The organism is Dyella sedimenti (assembly GCF_022760995.1).
GTDB lineage: Bacteria > Pseudomonadota > Gammaproteobacteria > Xanthomonadales > Rhodanobacteraceae > Dyella > Dyella sedimenti.
Map to the genome: position 1 here is coordinate 408233 of NZ_JAKWJO010000002.1, position 14736 is coordinate 422968.

The window sequence follows — 14736 nt, forward strand, 5'->3', positions numbered from 1 at the left end:
GCACTGGCAGGCGTTCCGAAAAGCTGCCTAGCAACAGTGTCGGAGTAGGTCGCTTTGACCGAGCGAATCTTGCTCATGTGAAAGTCCTCATAATTATGATGATACCGTACTTCGCTCCATCGCCAACCATCGCTTACCTAGCCGATCTTAGCGCCCTGTTTGCAGAGCCCTATAGATTGTCGCTGGCCCCACGTTGAACCGTTCGGCCAACTGGGCGATCGAAAATTTTTCCTCCTGCCGTAGGGTGCGGATTCGCTTGCACTGGTCATCGGTCAAAGCACGCTTCCGCCCAAATGCCACCCCCTTCTGCTTCGCCTTATTGATTCCGTCGGCCTGACGTTCAGCCCGGATATCATTTTCGAACTGGGCGAAGGCCCCCAGCAGGCTGAACATCAATCGGCCTTCCGATGTGCCGGTATTGATAGCCTGATCGATTACGCGGAGTGCTACCCCCTTCTTGTTCAAGAGGTCCGCGATCTTGGCCAAGTCCAGTACGGAGCGAGCCATGCGGTCCAACCGGCAGACGACCAAGGTATCGCCCTCCCGAAGGAACTGGAGACACGCTTGAAGCTCTGGTCGGCCATCAGCCTGCTGGCCAGATCGCTTCTCGGAGTAGACCCGGGTACAACCCGCCTCCTTTAGCTTGTCCAACTGAACGTCCAACGATTGGCCAGCACTGCTGACTCGGGCATAACCTACGGTTTCGCTCATTATCAAATCTCCTTAGACAATTTAATAATAAGCTTTTGAAACGACTTTTGATAGACGCATGGGGCGCCCATCAGAACGTATACCTTCTGATCAGGGTGTTGAGCAGACACAAGATGTTGTGGCACGACTTGACTTCAACCCGACGATGCTTAAAATTATACCAAGCCGGTTGAATTTTGGTCTGGACTCTGTATAATGGCGTCCACAAGCTTCACAGCCGAAGGCCCACCGCCATGCTTACTCCATTCGGGAAACTACTGAGGAAAATTAGGATTGATCAAGACAAGACGCTTGCCGACGTGGCCGAGATGGCAAATGTGACAGCGGCGTTTGTGTCTGCGCTGGAAACCGGAAAGAAGCCAGTTCCCGCGAATTTCGTGGAACAGTTGCGGCAAGGGTTGCACCTGAGTCAGTTGCAGGTGAGCGCGTTAACCAGTGCTGCAGCTCTACAAGCAAAGGAAGTAACCATTGCCCTCAATCATAGAAGCGACAAAGCCAAAGAGCTTGCGGTTGCATTCGCTCGTCGGTTCGATTCTCTCTCCGAAACTGACATCGCTGGCTGGCTAAAAAAAATTGATGCTGGTTCTGGAGACTGACAGATGAGGAAGCGCGGCTACGAAGTACCACCACTTAGGAAATTGCAAGTTTGGCGCGCGGCACGGGAGTTGCGCGAAGCTTCAAGGATCGACGCTAAGGGGCACGTAGCCCACTTCCCGCTTCACCGGTTTCTTGAGATGTGGTTGCCCAAGGTCTGGGAGAACTTCTATCTCGGAACCAAGGAGAAGGCTGAAATGGGGGATGACCATGGATGGACTTACCCTGATCGTGGCGTAATTTTTTTGAGGGAGGATGTGTACGAAGGGTTGCGGTTGAACCGCGGGCGCGATCGCTTCACCGCTGCGCACGAACTGGGACACTTCGTATTGCATGACAATCCGCTGGCTCGCTCGTTCAGGTCATCGGAGAACCTTGAAGTCTTCAGGGATTCCGAATGGCAAGCTGACAACTTCGCCGGTGAATTCCTGATGCCGGTGGAGGTGGTCCGAAAGTACCCGGACGCGTACATCCTCGCCGCTGAGTGTGGTGTGTCGGAAATAGCCGCTTCCGTGCGAATCAGCGAACTCCGCAAGGAGCGGATGCTTTAACAAGACAAAAAAAACCCCGCAAGGGCGGAGTCTTAAGGAGGTAAGCAACTTAGAAACTAGTTGGCACCTCATACGGCAGTGAACCGTATGGACGTCAACAGGCCCGGTAACCAGAGCTGAGCAGGCTGCTCTCGGTTACAGCAAAGGCTAGTTCCAAGGCCACTCTCATAACGCAGTTGTACATTATAGCAATACCCGAGTCCTTGTAAACAGCTATTTGCACGGCGTTACGCCTCCCACCTATGGAGGCGTCACATGAGCATTGGTCCTAAGACTGTGTTCGTGACTGCCTACGTGCGTCGTCGCTTTGGACGACTGGAGCACGTATGCAAGCACTTTCGTTCACCGCCGCGTTAAGACCTAACGATCTGCGGTGTTGAGGAACATGGGAAGGGGCGCCGGAATCGGCGCCCCGTTGAAGGCCAAAAGCTAGGTGGCGCCATCGCACTTACTATTTGATAGGACACTTGTATGGCTACCAAAAAGACCGTCGAACACAACCGCAGCGCCGTATCTGGCCGATTCGTGACCGAAGGGTATGCAAAGTCGCATCCCAAAACGACCGTGACTGAGCACCGCCCGGCACCCAAGCCCAGCAAGGGCAAAAAATAACACTATCCATGGAGGGCAGTCAGGGACACTGACTGTCCTCTTCTTCATAGCCATGCCATGGCTGACGCCGGCACGCTGCAAGTCGCAGCGGCTTATGCTGTTAATAGTGCCTTGAGTACATGGCGCTTGAGGGCTTCATCGCCCTTCATTTTTTCGAGTAACACATCAATCTCGCTTGCCGCCTTGTCTGGCGCGTCCATCAATTCTGGTGCCAATAGCTTTTGTAGATACCGCTCCCACTGTTGTAGTGCCTGATAACGTTGGTCAAGTAGCTCCGACCGGTCATAGACCCGCTTGATGCCGGTCGGTCTATGGTTCAAGCAAAGCTCGGCCACGTTTTGGGGAATGCCTAGCTCGGTCAGATACGTTCGAACCGTGCGTCGAAGGTCATGTATAACAACATTCTTGGGCAGCCCAATCAGGCCCCTTATGGCCGTGTTGATTCCGGATTTCGTCAGCGGCTTACTTCCCCCACCCTTGGATGACGGAAGTACCCAATCGCTTCCAGCAGCCAATACCTGCAGTTCCTCAAAAATCGCGGTCGCTTGATCTGACAAGCGGTGGCGAAGTGGTGTGCCGTTCTTACTATTCTCCTTGGGGACGTCCCATGTACGTCCGTTCAGATCGACGTGAACCCACCTCGCGGCGAGCAACTCACCCTTTCTCGCCGGTATCAGCAGAAGTAGCCGAAGTGCCAATTTCATAGATCGAGGAATACTGCTCGTCTCGATCGTATGAAGCCAGACAGGAATTTCTTCCGGGCTAAGAACCCGATCCCGTGCTCGGGCCGGCGCAATATGCTTCGGATCAATGCCAGCCACGGGGCTGACAGGCAGATCGCCTTTCCTTATGGCGTAATCAAATACACGCTTCAAAACACTGTGTACCCTACGCGCCGCCTGATCCCGGTTCTTCTTCTTCGCAAGGTCGATACACATCCAAACCGCTGCGCGATCGATATCAACAATCTTCTTGTCCTGCAGCGAAGGCAGTATGTACTTCCGGAGGAATCCTTCATCTTGTGACGGATTCTTGTTGGTCTTACGCAGAACGTTGGCCACCCAGTCCGCAGCTAACGCGCCGAATGTCGCCGCCTTCCCTTCTTCAGCTCGCCGGCGCTTTTTTTCCGCGGCAGGCGATATACCGCGTTGAACCATTCGTTCCATCTCACGGCAAAGATCGTGCGCCACTGCAAGGCGCATCTTGGGATAACTGCCAACCGTCACTTTCTGGCGCTTGCCGTTGAACCTATATCGATAGCGGAAGGACAGCTTGCCCGATGGCATAACGTCCACCGCAAACCCTTCGATGCCGCCTTTCTCATAGACGGTGTAGCGCGTCGCCCGCGGAGTGAGGCTTTTCAGCAGGACATCCGTGAAGCCACCTTTGGCCATGTATGGGACCACCTAGTGCGTTCGTGGTGGGCAACCATTTCTGTGGTCCCCAATGTGGTCCCAAATTATAGCGGCTGCCCTTGGATTATTGAGCACCTCCGTGGACAACAGAATGGCTTAGTAGAGCCATTTTTCTTTCTTCCAAAGACCCCTGTGGACAGGCGGGGACAACACGCTACTTTCCGATGCAGAAACTTGAGAAAATCGCTCCCAGCAAGTCGTCGCTGGTGTAGGTGCCGGTGATTTCGCCGAGGGCGTGCTGGGCCTGGCGCAGTTCCTCGGCGGCGAGTTCGCCGGCGCGGGTAAGGCGCAGCACCTCGTCGGCACGCGCGAGGCGGTATTCGACTTGTTCCAACGCCAGCACGTGGCGGCGGCGGGCGCTGAAGGCGCCTTCGCCGCTGCCGGCGCCGGCCAGTTGCTTGAGGTGGGTACGCAGGGCGTCGAGTCCTTCGCCGGTCTTGGCGGAGACCCATAGCCATGCCACCTGGCCGTGTTCCTCGCGGCGCGCGGGAGCGTGGTCGAGGTCGATCTTGTTGACCACCACCAGGCGCTCGACACTGGCAGGCAGGTCGGCAAGGAAAGCGAGGTCCTGCTCGGCGTGCTGCCCGTCGGTGACCAGCAGCGCGACGTCGGCACGCGCGAGTTCGCCATGCGCACGGCGCACGCCTTCGCGCTCCACCGGGTCGTCGGTGTCGCGCAGGCCGGCGGTGTCGGCCAGTTCCAGCGCGATGCCGTCGAGGCTGAGTTGCTCGCGCAAGACGTCGCGCGTGGTGCCGGCGATATCGGTGACGATGGCGCGGTCGCTGCCCGCCAGCGCATTGAGCAGGCTGGACTTGCCTGCGTTGGGACGTCCCACGATGGCCACGCGCAGGCCGTCGTTGAGGCGCACGCCGCGCTGCGATTCGCGCAGCAGTTCGGACAGCTGCGTCCGCAGCGCGTCGAGCTGCCTGGCGATGGCGGGATCGGCGAGGAAGTCGATTTCCTCCTCGGGGAAATCGATGGCCGCCTCGATATGCACGCGCAGCGCGATCAGCGACTGCAGCAGTTCATGAACCCTGTTCGAGAACACGCCTTCCATCGAGCGCAGGGCGGCGCGCGCTCCCGCCTGCGAACGCGCGGCGATCAGGTCGGCCACCGCCTCGGCCTGGGCAAGGTCGAGCTTGCCGTTCAAGAAGGCGCGCTCGGTGAATTCACCCGGCCGCGCCAGGCGCGCGCCCATGGCGCAGACGCGGCGCAACAGCGCGTCGAGCAATACGGGACTGCCGTGACCTTGCAGTTCCAGCACATGCTCGCCGGTGTAGGAGGCGGGCGCGGGGAAATACAGCAGGAGGCCGCGATCGATCAGTCCGCCGTCGTGTTCACGGAAGGCGGTGAAGTGGGCGCGGCGCGGGTCGGGCTCGCGACCCAGCAGTGCGCCGGCGATGGCGGGCACCGCGGGACCGGATACGCGCAGCACGCCGACGCCGGCGGCGCCCGGCGCGCTGGCGATGGCGGCGATGGTGTCGGTCGAGGTCATGGTCGGATTATGTGAGCTGTGCCGGATGAGGAGAACGCGCTCTTGCTCATCATCCCGGCGCAGGCCGGGATGACGGTGAGGGCGAATGACGGGCGGGCCAAAGAAAAAGGCCGCGTCAGCGGCCTTTTCCTCTTGAAGCCTTGCCCGGCACTCAAGCCGCCTTGGCGTCCGCGCGCTCGACGCTGCGGGTAATCAGCCACTGCTGCACCAGGCTGGTGGCGCCGTTGACCACCCAGTACAGCACCAGGCCGGCGGGGAAGAAGAAGAACATCACGCCGAACAGCACCGGCATCACCTTCATCATCTTCTGCTGGGCCGGGTCCATGCCCGCCGCCGAGGGCGACAGCCATTGGGTGGCCAGCATCACCAGCACGTACAGCACCGGCAGCACGAAGAACGGGTCGGGCGCGGACAGGTCGTGGATCCAGCCGAAGAACGGCGAATGGCGCAGCTCCACGCTTTCCATCAGCACGCGGTACAGGCCGAAGAACACCGGCATGGTCACCAGCACCGGCAGGCAGCCCGACATCGGGTTGACCTTCTCCTTCTTGTACAGCTCCATCATGGCCTGCTGCATCTTCATCTTGTCGTCGCCGTAACGCTCCTTGAGGGCGTTGATGCGCGGCTGCAACTTGCGCATCTTGGCGCCGGAGCGGAACTGCGCGGCGGTGAGCTTCCACAGCACCGCCTTGAGCAGCAGCACCAGCAGGATGATGGCCACGCCCCAGTTGCCGCTGATCGCATGCAGCTGCGAGAGCAGCCAGTGCAGCGGCTGCGCCACCACGGTCAGCCAACCGTAGTTGGTGGTGAGGTCGAGGCCGGGCGCCACCTGGTCCAGCGTGCCCTGCAGCTTCGGGCCGATGTAGAGGCGCGAGGCGGTGGTGAGGCTCTGGCCCGGCGCCACGCTCAGCGAGGGGCCGACCGCGCGGATAAGGTAGATCGGCTGCGCGGTGTCGGGATTGATCACGCTGGTGCTGTAGGTGTCCGCTTCCTGCGCCTGCGGGATCCAGGCGACGAAGAAGTAGTGCTGCAGCATCGAGGCCCAACCGCCGGTGATGGCGTGGTTGAGCGGCTTCTTGGCGAAGTCGGCGAAGGGCAGCGTGGACATCTTTTCATCGGGGCTGTACCAGGCCGCGCCGTAGAAGCTGTGCGAGGCCGGGTCGCTGAAGTTCTGCCACCAGCTCTTCTGCTGCGCCGGCGCCACGCGCTGCAGCTGCTCGTAGGCGTTGCCCTGCCAGGCGCCGGCGCCGCCGTTCTCGATCTTCTGCTCGACGGCCACCACGTAGCTGCCGCGCTTGAGCACGTAGCTCTTGGTGACCTTGAGCCCAGAGGCGTCCTGCCAGGTGAGGTCGACCTTGAGCTCGTCCTGGCCCTGGGCCAGCGCGTAGCTGCCCTGCGCGGCCTGGAACACCGCGCGATGGTCGGGCGCGGCGCCCTGGTTGCTGACCAGGCCGCTCTGCGCCACGAAATACTGCGCGCGGTCGTCGTCGAGCAGGCGCACCGGCGCCGGGTCCGGATCCTTCTTGGTGCGCGGCGCCGACGGGTAGTTGAGCAGTTCCGAGCGCACCACGGTGCCGCCGCGGGTATCCACGGTCAGGCGCAGCACGTCGGTGGCGAGGGTAATCAGCTGCGCGGACGCCTCGTTGGCGGTGCCCGGCACCGCGGCCGGCGCGCCGGCGCTACCTGGCACGCTGGCGTCGGCGATGGCTGGCGTCGCGGCGGACGACGACGAGGCCACGGTGGCCGGCGGCTGCGGACCGTAGTCCTTCTCCCAGGCCGAGAACAGCAGGTAGGCCACGGCCAGCAGGGCGAAGATGAGGAACGTACGCGTTTGATTCATCGCGGAGCAGATCCGGTGGATGCCGCGACGCAGGGCCGCGGAGGAGGGTGGGAAAAGGTCAACGCACGATTGTGCCGGCCGGGTCGTCCGCCTTCAATGTGGCCTCGAGCCTCACGGAGCGCAGCTTTTTCCACAACCCGTCGAGTTCGGCCAGCAGCTCGGGGCCCGGCAGGCCGGCAGTCTGTTCGCGCGCCATGACCATGAGGTCCACGGCGGGCAGTTCCAGGCGGATCCGCCGGAAGGATTCGCGCACCAGGCGCTTGATGCGGTTGCGCTCCACCGCGTGCTTGGACACGCGCTTGGAGATGGCCAGGCCCAGCCGGGGATGGCCCAGCCCGTTCGGGCGATAGCGCACAGAAAAACAGCGGCCGCCGAAGCGGCCGCTGGCATGACGCAAAGCAGCGAAGTCACCGGCGCGGCGGAGCCGCGTCTCGCGCGGCAGGCCGGCGGCACGCATGGGGACGCGCCGCTTACGGGATCAGGCGCTTGCGGCCCTTGGCGCGACGTGCGTTCAGCACCTTGCGGCCATCGGCGGTCGCCATGCGGGCACGAAAGCCGTGGGTGCGGGCACGCTTGAGCTTGCTGGGCTGGAAGGTCCGCTTCGACATGGCTTCCTCCTAATAGTTAAGGTGGTAAAAGGTTGGAGATTATGCAGAGGGGGAAAGCCCCCTGTCAAATCGGGGTGTTTCAGGGTTGACAAGGCCGCTGTTTACTTCCTGTGGATATCCATGTGGATATCCATGCCATGAAGGGGGCTTCGTGCTGCTAGACTTTCCGGTCCACCCCGCGCGCAAGCGCTCCTTCCTGCGGTTGAAAAGTATCCATGAGTGACCTGTGGCGGCGCTGTCTGGAGCGTCTCGAGGGCGAATTGAACGCCGAAGACCTGCATACCTGGCTGATGCCGCTGCAGGCGCGCGACGACACCCATGGCCTGCAGTTGTTCGCCCCCAACCCGTACACCCTGGAAATGGTGCGCGAGCGCTACCTGGCCCGCATCGAGACGGTGATCAGCCAGCTGACCGGCCATGAGCTGACGGTGCGGCTGGAGGTCGGCTCCAGCTCGCCGCGCGCCCATGCCAGCGGCAAGGCCGCCCCGCCGGCGCCGGCAGCGGTCGCCAAGGCCGCACCCGCCGTGATGGAAGCCCCTGCGCCCAGCTTCAGCCACAACCTGGACCCTCACTACACCTTCGAGACCTTCGTCGAGGGCAAGTCCAACCAGCTGGGCAAGGCCGCCGCCATGCAGGTGGCGATGAATCCGGGCCGCGCCTACAACCCGTTGCTGCTGTACGGCGGCACCGGCCTGGGCAAGACCCACCTGATGCACGCCACCGGCAACCTGATGCGCGAGCGCAACCCGGATTTCAAGGTGCTGTACCTGCGCTCGGAGCAGTTCGTCGGCTCGATGATCGAGGCGCTGCGTACCAAGAGCATGGACGAGTTCAAGCGGCGCTTCCGCTCGGTGGACGCGCTGCTGATCGACGACATCCAGTTCTTCGCCGGCAAGGACACCACGCAGGAGGAGTTCTTCCACACCTTCAACGCACTGTTCGAGTCCAAGCAGCAGATCATCCTCACCTGCGATCGCTACCCCAAGGAAGTGGACAAGCTCGAGCCACGCCTGAAGTCGCGTCTGGGCTGGGGCCTGTCGGTGGCGATCGAGCCGCCGGACTTCGAGACGCGCGCGGCGATCCTGCTGGCCAAGGCGCACGACAAGGGCGTGGCGGTGGGGGAGAACGTGGCGATGCTGCTGGCCAAGCGCATCCGCTCCAACGTGCGCGACCTGGAAGGCGCGCTCAATACCCTGGCGGCGCGCGCCAACTTCTACGGCAAGCCGATCACCATCGACTTTGCGGAGGAAACCCTGCGCGACCTGCTGGCCACGCACGCCCAGGCGGTGACCGTGCCCAACATCCAGAAGACGGTGGCCGACTACTACCAGGTGCGCCTGCAGGACCTGCTGTCCAAGCGCCGTGTGCGCTCGCTGGCCCGGCCGCGCCAGATCGCAATGGCCTTGTCCAAGGAACTGACCGAGCACAGCCTGCCCGAGATCGGCGAAGCCTTCGGCGGCCGCGACCATACGACGGTGCTGCATGCCTGCCGCACCATCCGGAAGCTTTGCGAGACCGACACGCGGATGCGCCAGGACTGGGAACAATTGATCCGCATCCTTACCGGTTGAGCCGCGGCGCCGGCTGTGCACCAAATGCTTGAAAAGTGCGGTGGCAAGCTGTGGATAATAGGTGGACTATCTGGACGACAAAGTTATCCACATCCGGCCCACAGTCATCCAGCGCTTTGAGACACAACCCGGGAATCACATAGCTCTTTGATTCTCAAGGGGAATTTTGGTTTCAAAAGTTATCCACCACGCCTACCACCACCACAGAACTTCTTTTAAAAACAGAAAAGCAGGATTGGGGAAGCGCATACATGCAATTCAGCATTCAACGAGAAGCTCTGCTCAAACCGTTGCAGCAGGTCGTGGGCGTGGTCGAACGCCGCCAGACGCTGCCGGTGCTCGCCAACCTGCTGGTCAAGGTCGCCGACGGCAAAGTGTCGATGACCGGCACCGACCTCGAAGTGGAAATGGTCGCGACCACCGTGGCCGACAAGCTGGCGGACGGGGAGATAACCATCCCGGCCCGCAAGCTGTTCGATATCGTGCGAGCCTTGCCCGATGGCGCGCAGATCGAGCTCAAGCTCAATGGCGACCGCGTGGCGCTCAACGCGGGCCGCAGCCGCTTTACCCTGGCCACGCTGCCAGCAACCGAGTTCCCGACCATCGATGAGATCGAGCTGGTCGAACGGGTCAGCCTGCCGGAAGAAGTGCTGCGCGACCTGATGGAACGCACCGCCTTCGCCATGGCCAACCAGGATGTGCGCTACTACCTCAATGGCATGCTGCTGGACCTGCAGGAGCACACGCTGCGTTGCGTGGCCACCGACGGCCATCGCCTGGCCTTGAAGGAAACCCAGCTGGAAAGCACGGTGGCGGCGCGCCGCCAGATCATCATTCCGCGCAAGGGCGTCAATGAGCTGATCGGCTTGTTCGAGACCGGCGATGGCCAGATCGAACTGGAATTCGGGCGCAACCACCTGCGCGTTCGCCGTGGCGACGTAGTGTTCACTTCCAAGCTGATCGATGGCCGTTTCCCGGATTACGAAGCGGTGATTCCTCTAGGCGCCGACAAGCACGCCACGCTGGATCGCGAAGTGTTGCGCGGTGCCCTGCAGCGCGCGGCGATCCTTTCCAACGAGAAGTACCGCGGCGTCAAGCTGGAACTGTCGCCGGGCAAGTTGCGCATCGTGGCGCACAACCCGGAGCAGGAAGAAGCGGTGGAAGAACTGGAAGCCGATACGGTGGTTTCCGACCTGGCCGTCGGCTTCAATGTGGGCTATCTGCTCGACGCGCTCGGCGCGCTGCGCGGCGAACGCGCCCGGCTCAACCTGCGCGACGCCCAATCCAGCTGCCTGGTACAGGAGGACGACAACGACCAGGCTCGCCACGTCATCATGCCGCTGCGGCTCTGATGTCGGACAAGCGTTTGCCGAAGCCGGGCAAGCCGATAGGGAACGCCGGAGTGATCGCAAGACGCTCCGGCGTTCTTGCGTCTGGAGCCGCCTGACGTGTGGCTGGAGCACCTGCGCATCCAAGGCTTGCGTTGCCTGGAGGATGTCAGCCTGGCCTTGTCGCCCGGCGTGACGGTATTTACTGGCGCCAATGGCGCGGGAAAGACCAGCCTGCTCGAAGCCGCCTTCCTGCTTTCCCATGCACGTTCGTTCCGCAGCGGTGCCAAGGATGCCCTATTGCAACGGGGTGCCCCGGCGCTTTCGGTCTTCGCCGGCCTGCGGCACGAGGACGGCCGCTCGCGCCGGCTCGGGCTGGGGCGCCAGGGCGGTCGATGGGAAGCCCGCATGGATGGGCAGGCCGCCACGTTGAGCGAGCTGGTGGGGGAGTGCGCCGTCGTCTGCTTCGAGCCGGGCTCGCATGCGCTGATCGCGGGTGGGGCGGAAGAGCGCCGCCGCTACCTTGACTGGGGCGTGTTCCACGTGGAACACGAGTTCTTTCTGGCATGGCGGCGCTACCAACGCGCGCTGAAGCAAAGGAACGCCTTGCTGCGAGCCTATCCCGTGGTGGCCGATGCCCAGTTCCTGCCCTGGGAAGCCGAATTGGCTTCCGCCGCCACCACGATCGACCGGCAACGGCAACTTTATATGGCTGCCCTTCGCCCCCACATCGAACAGACAATGGCAGCGTTGCTGCCAGAGCTTGGGTCGTTGGAACTGCGCTACAGGCGCGGATGGGCCGACGATGCGGAGCTGGGCGAACTGCTGGCCAGCCAGCGATCCCGAGATCTTTCCCGAGGTCATACCACGCTAGGATCCCATCGCGCGGACTGGTCCATCGCCTTCGAACAAGCGCCCCAGCGGGAACACCTCTCCCGTGGGCAGGAGAAGTTGACGGCCCTGGGCTGCGTACTGGCCCAGGCGGCGCTCTATGCGGAACGGCGAGGGGAGTGGCCCATCGTCTGCCTGGACGACCTGGCTTCCGAACTGGACAAGCCGCATCAAGCCGCCGTCGTGGCGCGGTTGCGCTTGGTCGGCGCGCAGGTGCTGGTCACCGGCACGGAAGTGCCGGAAGCCTTGAGGGACACGTCAACCCATGTGTTCCACGTGGAACAAGGGCGCCTCAACCCCCTGCTATAATCAACGAATTGTGTATCGCCCGGCCTCATCATGGCGCCGAACCGGGCGGATCCTGGCGCCCAGGAACCGGTCACCGAATGAACGCATCCTACGATTCGAGCAACATCAAGGTTCTGAAAGGTCTGGAAGCGGTGCGCAAGCGCCCCGGCATGTACATCGGCGATACCGATGACGGCACTGGCCTGCACCACATGGTGTTCGAAGTCGTCGACAACTCCATCGACGAAGCGCTGGCGGGCTATTGCGACCAGGTCAACGTCAGCATCCTGGAAGATGGCTCGGTCAGCGTCAGCGACAACGGGCGTGGCATCCCGGTCGATACCCATCCGGAGGAAGGCCGCTCCACCGCCGAGGTGGTGATGACGGTGCTGCACGCCGGCGGCAAGTTCGACGCCAATTCCTACAAGGTCTCGGGCGGCCTGCATGGCGTGGGCGTTTCCGTGGTCAACGCGCTCAGCTCGCACCTATGGTTGACCATCTACCGCGACGGCAAGGAATACCAGCAGGAATACGCGCTGGGCGAACCGCTGTACCCGCTGAAGGAAGTGGGGCCGTCGGCCAGGCGCGGTACCACCGTGCGCTTCCTGCCCAGCACGGAAACCTTCTCCAACGTCGAATTCCACTACGACGTGCTGGCCAAGCGCCTGCGCGAGCTGGCCTTCCTCAACTCCGGCGTCACCATCGACCTGAAGGACGAGCGCGGGGAAGGGCGCAGCGACCGCTTTGCCTACGAGGGCGGCATCAAGTCGTTCGTGCAGCACCTGGCGCAGCTGAAGACCGCGCTGCACCCGAACGTGATCAGCCTCAGCGCCATGCAGGACGGCATCTCGGTGGAACTGGCGATGCAGTGGACCGACTCCTACCAGGAGACGATGTTCTGCTTCACCAACAACATCCCGCAACGCGACGGCGGTACCCATCTCACGGGTTTCCGCGCGGCGCTGACCCGCTCGCTGCAGGGCTACATCGAGAAGGAAGGCCTGGCCAAGAACGCCAAGGTGGCGCTGTCGGGCGACGACATGCGCGAAGGTCTCATTGCGGTGCTATCGGTGAAGGTGCCCGATCCGAAGTTCTCCTCGCAGACCAAGGACAAGCTCGTTTCCTCCGAGGTGAAGACCGCGGTGGAGCAGGCCGTCAACGAAAAGCTAGGCGAATTCCTGCTGGAGCACCCGAACGAGGCCAAGGCGATCGCCTCCAAGGTGGTCGACGCCGCGCGTGCCCGCGAGGCCGCCCGCAAGGCCCGTGAGATGACCCGCCGCAAGGGCGCGCTGGACATCGCCGGCCTGCCGGGCAAGCTGGCCGACTGCCAGGAGAAGGATCCCGCGCTGTGCGAGCTGTTCCTGGTCGAGGGTGACTCCGCCGGCGGCTCGGCCAAGCAGGGCCGCAACCGCAAGACCCAGGCCGTGCTGCCGCTGAAGGGCAAGATCCTCAACGTGGAGAAGGCCCGCTTCGACAAGATGCTGTCCTCCGCCGAGGTCGGTACGCTGATCACCGCGCTGGGCACCGGCATCGGCAAGGAGGAGTACAACCCGGACAAGCTGCGCTACCACCGCATCGTCATCATGACCGACGCGGACGTGGACGGCTCGCACATCCGCACCCTGCTGCTCACCTTCTTCTATCGCCAGATGCCCGAGCTGATCGAGCGCGGCCACGTCTACATTGGCCTGCCGCCGCTGTACAAGATCAAGCAAGGCAAGCAGGAGCTGTACCTGAAGGATGACGCGGCGCTCAACGGCTACCTGGTGTCCAGCGCGGTCGACGGCGCCGGGCTGAGCCCTGGCGAGGGCGCCCCGGTGATCACCGGCGAGGGGCTGGAAAAGCTGCTGCGCGACTACCAGGCCGCGCTGGACCAGATCGAGCGCCTCGGCCACCGCTTCGACGCCGCCGTGCTCACCGCGCTGCTGGAGCATGCCCCGCTGGAACCGGCGCTGTGGAACGACCCCGCCGCCATGCAGGGCTGGCTGGCCGGCGTGGAAGCACGCCTGGCGGCCAGCGGCCTGGGCAAGCCGCGCTACCGCCTGGCCTTGCGCCCGGCGGTCGACGAGCAGCAGCCGGCCGCGATCGAAGTGGTGAAGGAACAGCACGGCCTCAGCCATACCTGGCTGTTGCCGCAGCCGTTCTTCGCCAGCAACGAGTTCCGTCCGATCCTGCAGGTCAGCCAGCAACTGTCCGGGCTGGTGCAGCCCGATGCCGTGGTCCGTCGCGGCAATGGCTCGCGCGGCGTGCAGAGCTTCGCCGAGGCGCGCAGCTGGCTGCTGGAGGAGGGCAAGAAGGGGCGCATGATCCAGCGCTTCAAGGGCCTGGGCGAAATGAATCCGGAGCAGCTGTGGGAAACCACGGTGAACCCCGAGACCCGCCGCATGCTCCAGGTGGGCATCGAGGATGCCTTTGCCGCCGACCAGATGTTCTCCATGCTGATGGGCGAAGCGGTGGAGCCGCGGCGCGACTTCATCGAGGCGAACGCGCTGAAGGTGGCCAACCTGGATATCTGAATCCATGGGACGGCGTTGGCGGCCGCTGTGGGATGGCCGTCACACCGTCCCATAGTTTTGCCCGCATGTAACAATGTATTAGTGCGCTAATGCGCGAAGCCAAGGCCGGAAGAGCGCGTTTTCCAGGGCAAAAAGTCACGGTAGGTCCGGCCTGCATGCTTGAAAATCATGTCCAGTCGCCGGCGTACGGTTCAACACATTGATTCTTAACAATCTTTCGTGTGGCGCTGCGACTTGTTATCTACCGCCTAGTCAGGTTACGCTCAGCGATCCCCCGCGTCGTCGGCGCGTGAAAACCTTACACCTGAGGACTGCC

General features: G+C 62.6%; 12 protein-coding genes. 6 read left to right on the forward strand and 6 right to left on the reverse strand.

The genetic code is table 11. The annotated features are described in order from the left end of the window. Positions 1–147 precede the first annotated feature (147 nt). Positions 148–711 (reverse strand): recombinase family protein, encoded by a 564-nt coding sequence (locus tag MJ605_RS07100; RefSeq protein ID WP_243040552.1) that lies wholly within the window; start codon positions 709–711, stop codon positions 148–150. Positions 712–944: 233 nt separating this feature from the next. On the opposite strand from MJ605_RS07100, the gene MJ605_RS07105 reads away from it, so the two are divergent. Both MJ605_RS07105 and MJ605_RS07110 read left to right on the forward strand, forming a co-directional pair. After that, complete coding sequence (locus MJ605_RS07105) at positions 945–1307, forward strand: helix-turn-helix domain-containing protein (RefSeq protein ID WP_243040554.1); 363 nt, start codon at positions 945–947, stop codon at positions 1305–1307. A 3-nt stretch (positions 1308–1310) separates the two neighbouring features. Further along, a complete protein-coding gene (locus MJ605_RS07110) occupies positions 1311–1856 on the forward strand; it encodes an ImmA/IrrE family metallo-endopeptidase (RefSeq protein WP_243040558.1) in 546 nt (181 codons plus the stop codon). A 704-nt stretch (positions 1857–2560) separates the two neighbouring features. Here the strand turns inward: MJ605_RS07110 and MJ605_RS07115 are convergent. From MJ605_RS07115 to rpmH, 5 genes are all read right to left on the reverse strand, one after another. Continuing rightward, on the reverse strand, positions 2561–3862 hold the full coding sequence (locus tag MJ605_RS07115; protein ID WP_243040559.1) for a tyrosine-type recombinase/integrase: 1302 nt from the start codon (positions 3860–3862) through the stop codon (positions 2561–2563). Between the two features lie 175 nt (positions 3863–4037). Continuing rightward, the gene (mnmE, locus tag MJ605_RS07120) at positions 4038–5378 is read right to left on the reverse strand and encodes a tRNA uridine-5-carboxymethylaminomethyl(34) synthesis GTPase MnmE (RefSeq protein WP_243040561.1); all 1341 of its coding nucleotides are present in this window, start codon (positions 5376–5378) and stop codon (positions 4038–4040) included. Between the two features lie 151 nt (positions 5379–5529). Continuing rightward, positions 5530–7218, reverse strand: a complete 1689-nt coding sequence (gene yidC / locus MJ605_RS07125; RefSeq protein WP_243040562.1) for a membrane protein insertase YidC — start codon at positions 7216–7218, stop codon at positions 5530–5532. 58 nt (positions 7219–7276) lie between these two features. Then, a complete protein-coding gene (gene rnpA, locus MJ605_RS07130; RefSeq protein ID WP_243040564.1) occupies positions 7277–7675 on the reverse strand; it encodes a ribonuclease P protein component in 399 nt (132 codons plus the stop codon). A gap of 13 nt (positions 7676–7688) precedes the next feature. After that, a complete protein-coding gene (rpmH, locus tag MJ605_RS07135; protein WP_038622724.1) occupies positions 7689–7826 on the reverse strand; it encodes a 50S ribosomal protein L34 in 138 nt (45 codons plus the stop codon). Between the two features lie 215 nt (positions 7827–8041). On the opposite strand from rpmH, the gene dnaA reads away from it, so the two are divergent. The 4 genes from dnaA (at position 8042) to gyrB (ending at position 14420) form a co-directional block, all read left to right on the forward strand. Then, on the forward strand, positions 8042–9397 hold the full coding sequence (dnaA, locus tag MJ605_RS07140) for a chromosomal replication initiator protein DnaA (protein WP_243040566.1): 1356 nt from the start codon (positions 8042–8044) through the stop codon (positions 9395–9397). Between the two features lie 251 nt (positions 9398–9648). Further along, on the forward strand, positions 9649–10749 hold the full coding sequence (dnaN, locus tag MJ605_RS07145; RefSeq protein WP_243040579.1) for a DNA polymerase III subunit beta: 1101 nt from the start codon (positions 9649–9651) through the stop codon (positions 10747–10749). Positions 10750–10845: 96 nt separating this feature from the next. Further along, entirely contained in the window at positions 10846–11925 is a 1080-nt protein-coding gene (recF, locus tag MJ605_RS07150) for a DNA replication/repair protein RecF (RefSeq protein WP_243040583.1), read from the forward strand. A gap of 77 nt (positions 11926–12002) precedes the next feature. Beyond that, positions 12003–14420, forward strand: coding sequence for a DNA topoisomerase (ATP-hydrolyzing) subunit B (gene gyrB / locus MJ605_RS07155; protein WP_243040586.1), 2418 nt, complete (start codon positions 12003–12005; stop codon positions 14418–14420). The last annotated feature ends 316 nt before the right edge of the window (positions 14421–14736 follow it).

What these genes read in the sequence shown, in the direction of transcription:
- mnmE (WP_243040561.1), bottom strand. Translation starts at nt 5,378, where the DNA reads ATGACCTCGACCGACACCATCGCCGCCATCGCCAGCGCGCCGGGCGCC.
- MJ605_RS07115 (WP_243040559.1), bottom strand. Translation starts at nt 3,862, where the DNA reads ATGGCCAAAGGTGGCTTCACGGATGTCCTGCTGAAAAGCCTCACTCCG.
- rpmH (WP_038622724.1), bottom strand. Translation starts at nt 7,826, where the DNA reads ATGTCGAAGCGGACCTTCCAGCCCAGCAAGCTCAAGCGTGCCCGCACC.
- MJ605_RS07110 (WP_243040558.1), top strand. Translation starts at nt 1,311, where the DNA reads ATGAGGAAGCGCGGCTACGAAGTACCACCACTTAGGAAATTGCAAGTT.
- dnaN (WP_243040579.1), top strand. Translation starts at nt 9,649, where the DNA reads ATGCAATTCAGCATTCAACGAGAAGCTCTGCTCAAACCGTTGCAGCAG.
- MJ605_RS07105 (WP_243040554.1), top strand. Translation starts at nt 945, where the DNA reads ATGCTTACTCCATTCGGGAAACTACTGAGGAAAATTAGGATTGATCAA.
- dnaA (WP_243040566.1), top strand. Translation starts at nt 8,042, where the DNA reads ATGAGTGACCTGTGGCGGCGCTGTCTGGAGCGTCTCGAGGGCGAATTG.
- rnpA (WP_243040564.1), bottom strand. Translation starts at nt 7,675, where the DNA reads ATGCGTGCCGCCGGCCTGCCGCGCGAGACGCGGCTCCGCCGCGCCGGT.
- MJ605_RS07100 (WP_243040552.1), bottom strand. Translation starts at nt 711, where the DNA reads ATGAGCGAAACCGTAGGTTATGCCCGAGTCAGCAGTGCTGGCCAATCG.
- yidC (WP_243040562.1), bottom strand. Translation starts at nt 7,218, where the DNA reads ATGAATCAAACGCGTACGTTCCTCATCTTCGCCCTGCTGGCCGTGGCC.
- gyrB (WP_243040586.1), top strand. Translation starts at nt 12,003, where the DNA reads ATGAACGCATCCTACGATTCGAGCAACATCAAGGTTCTGAAAGGTCTG.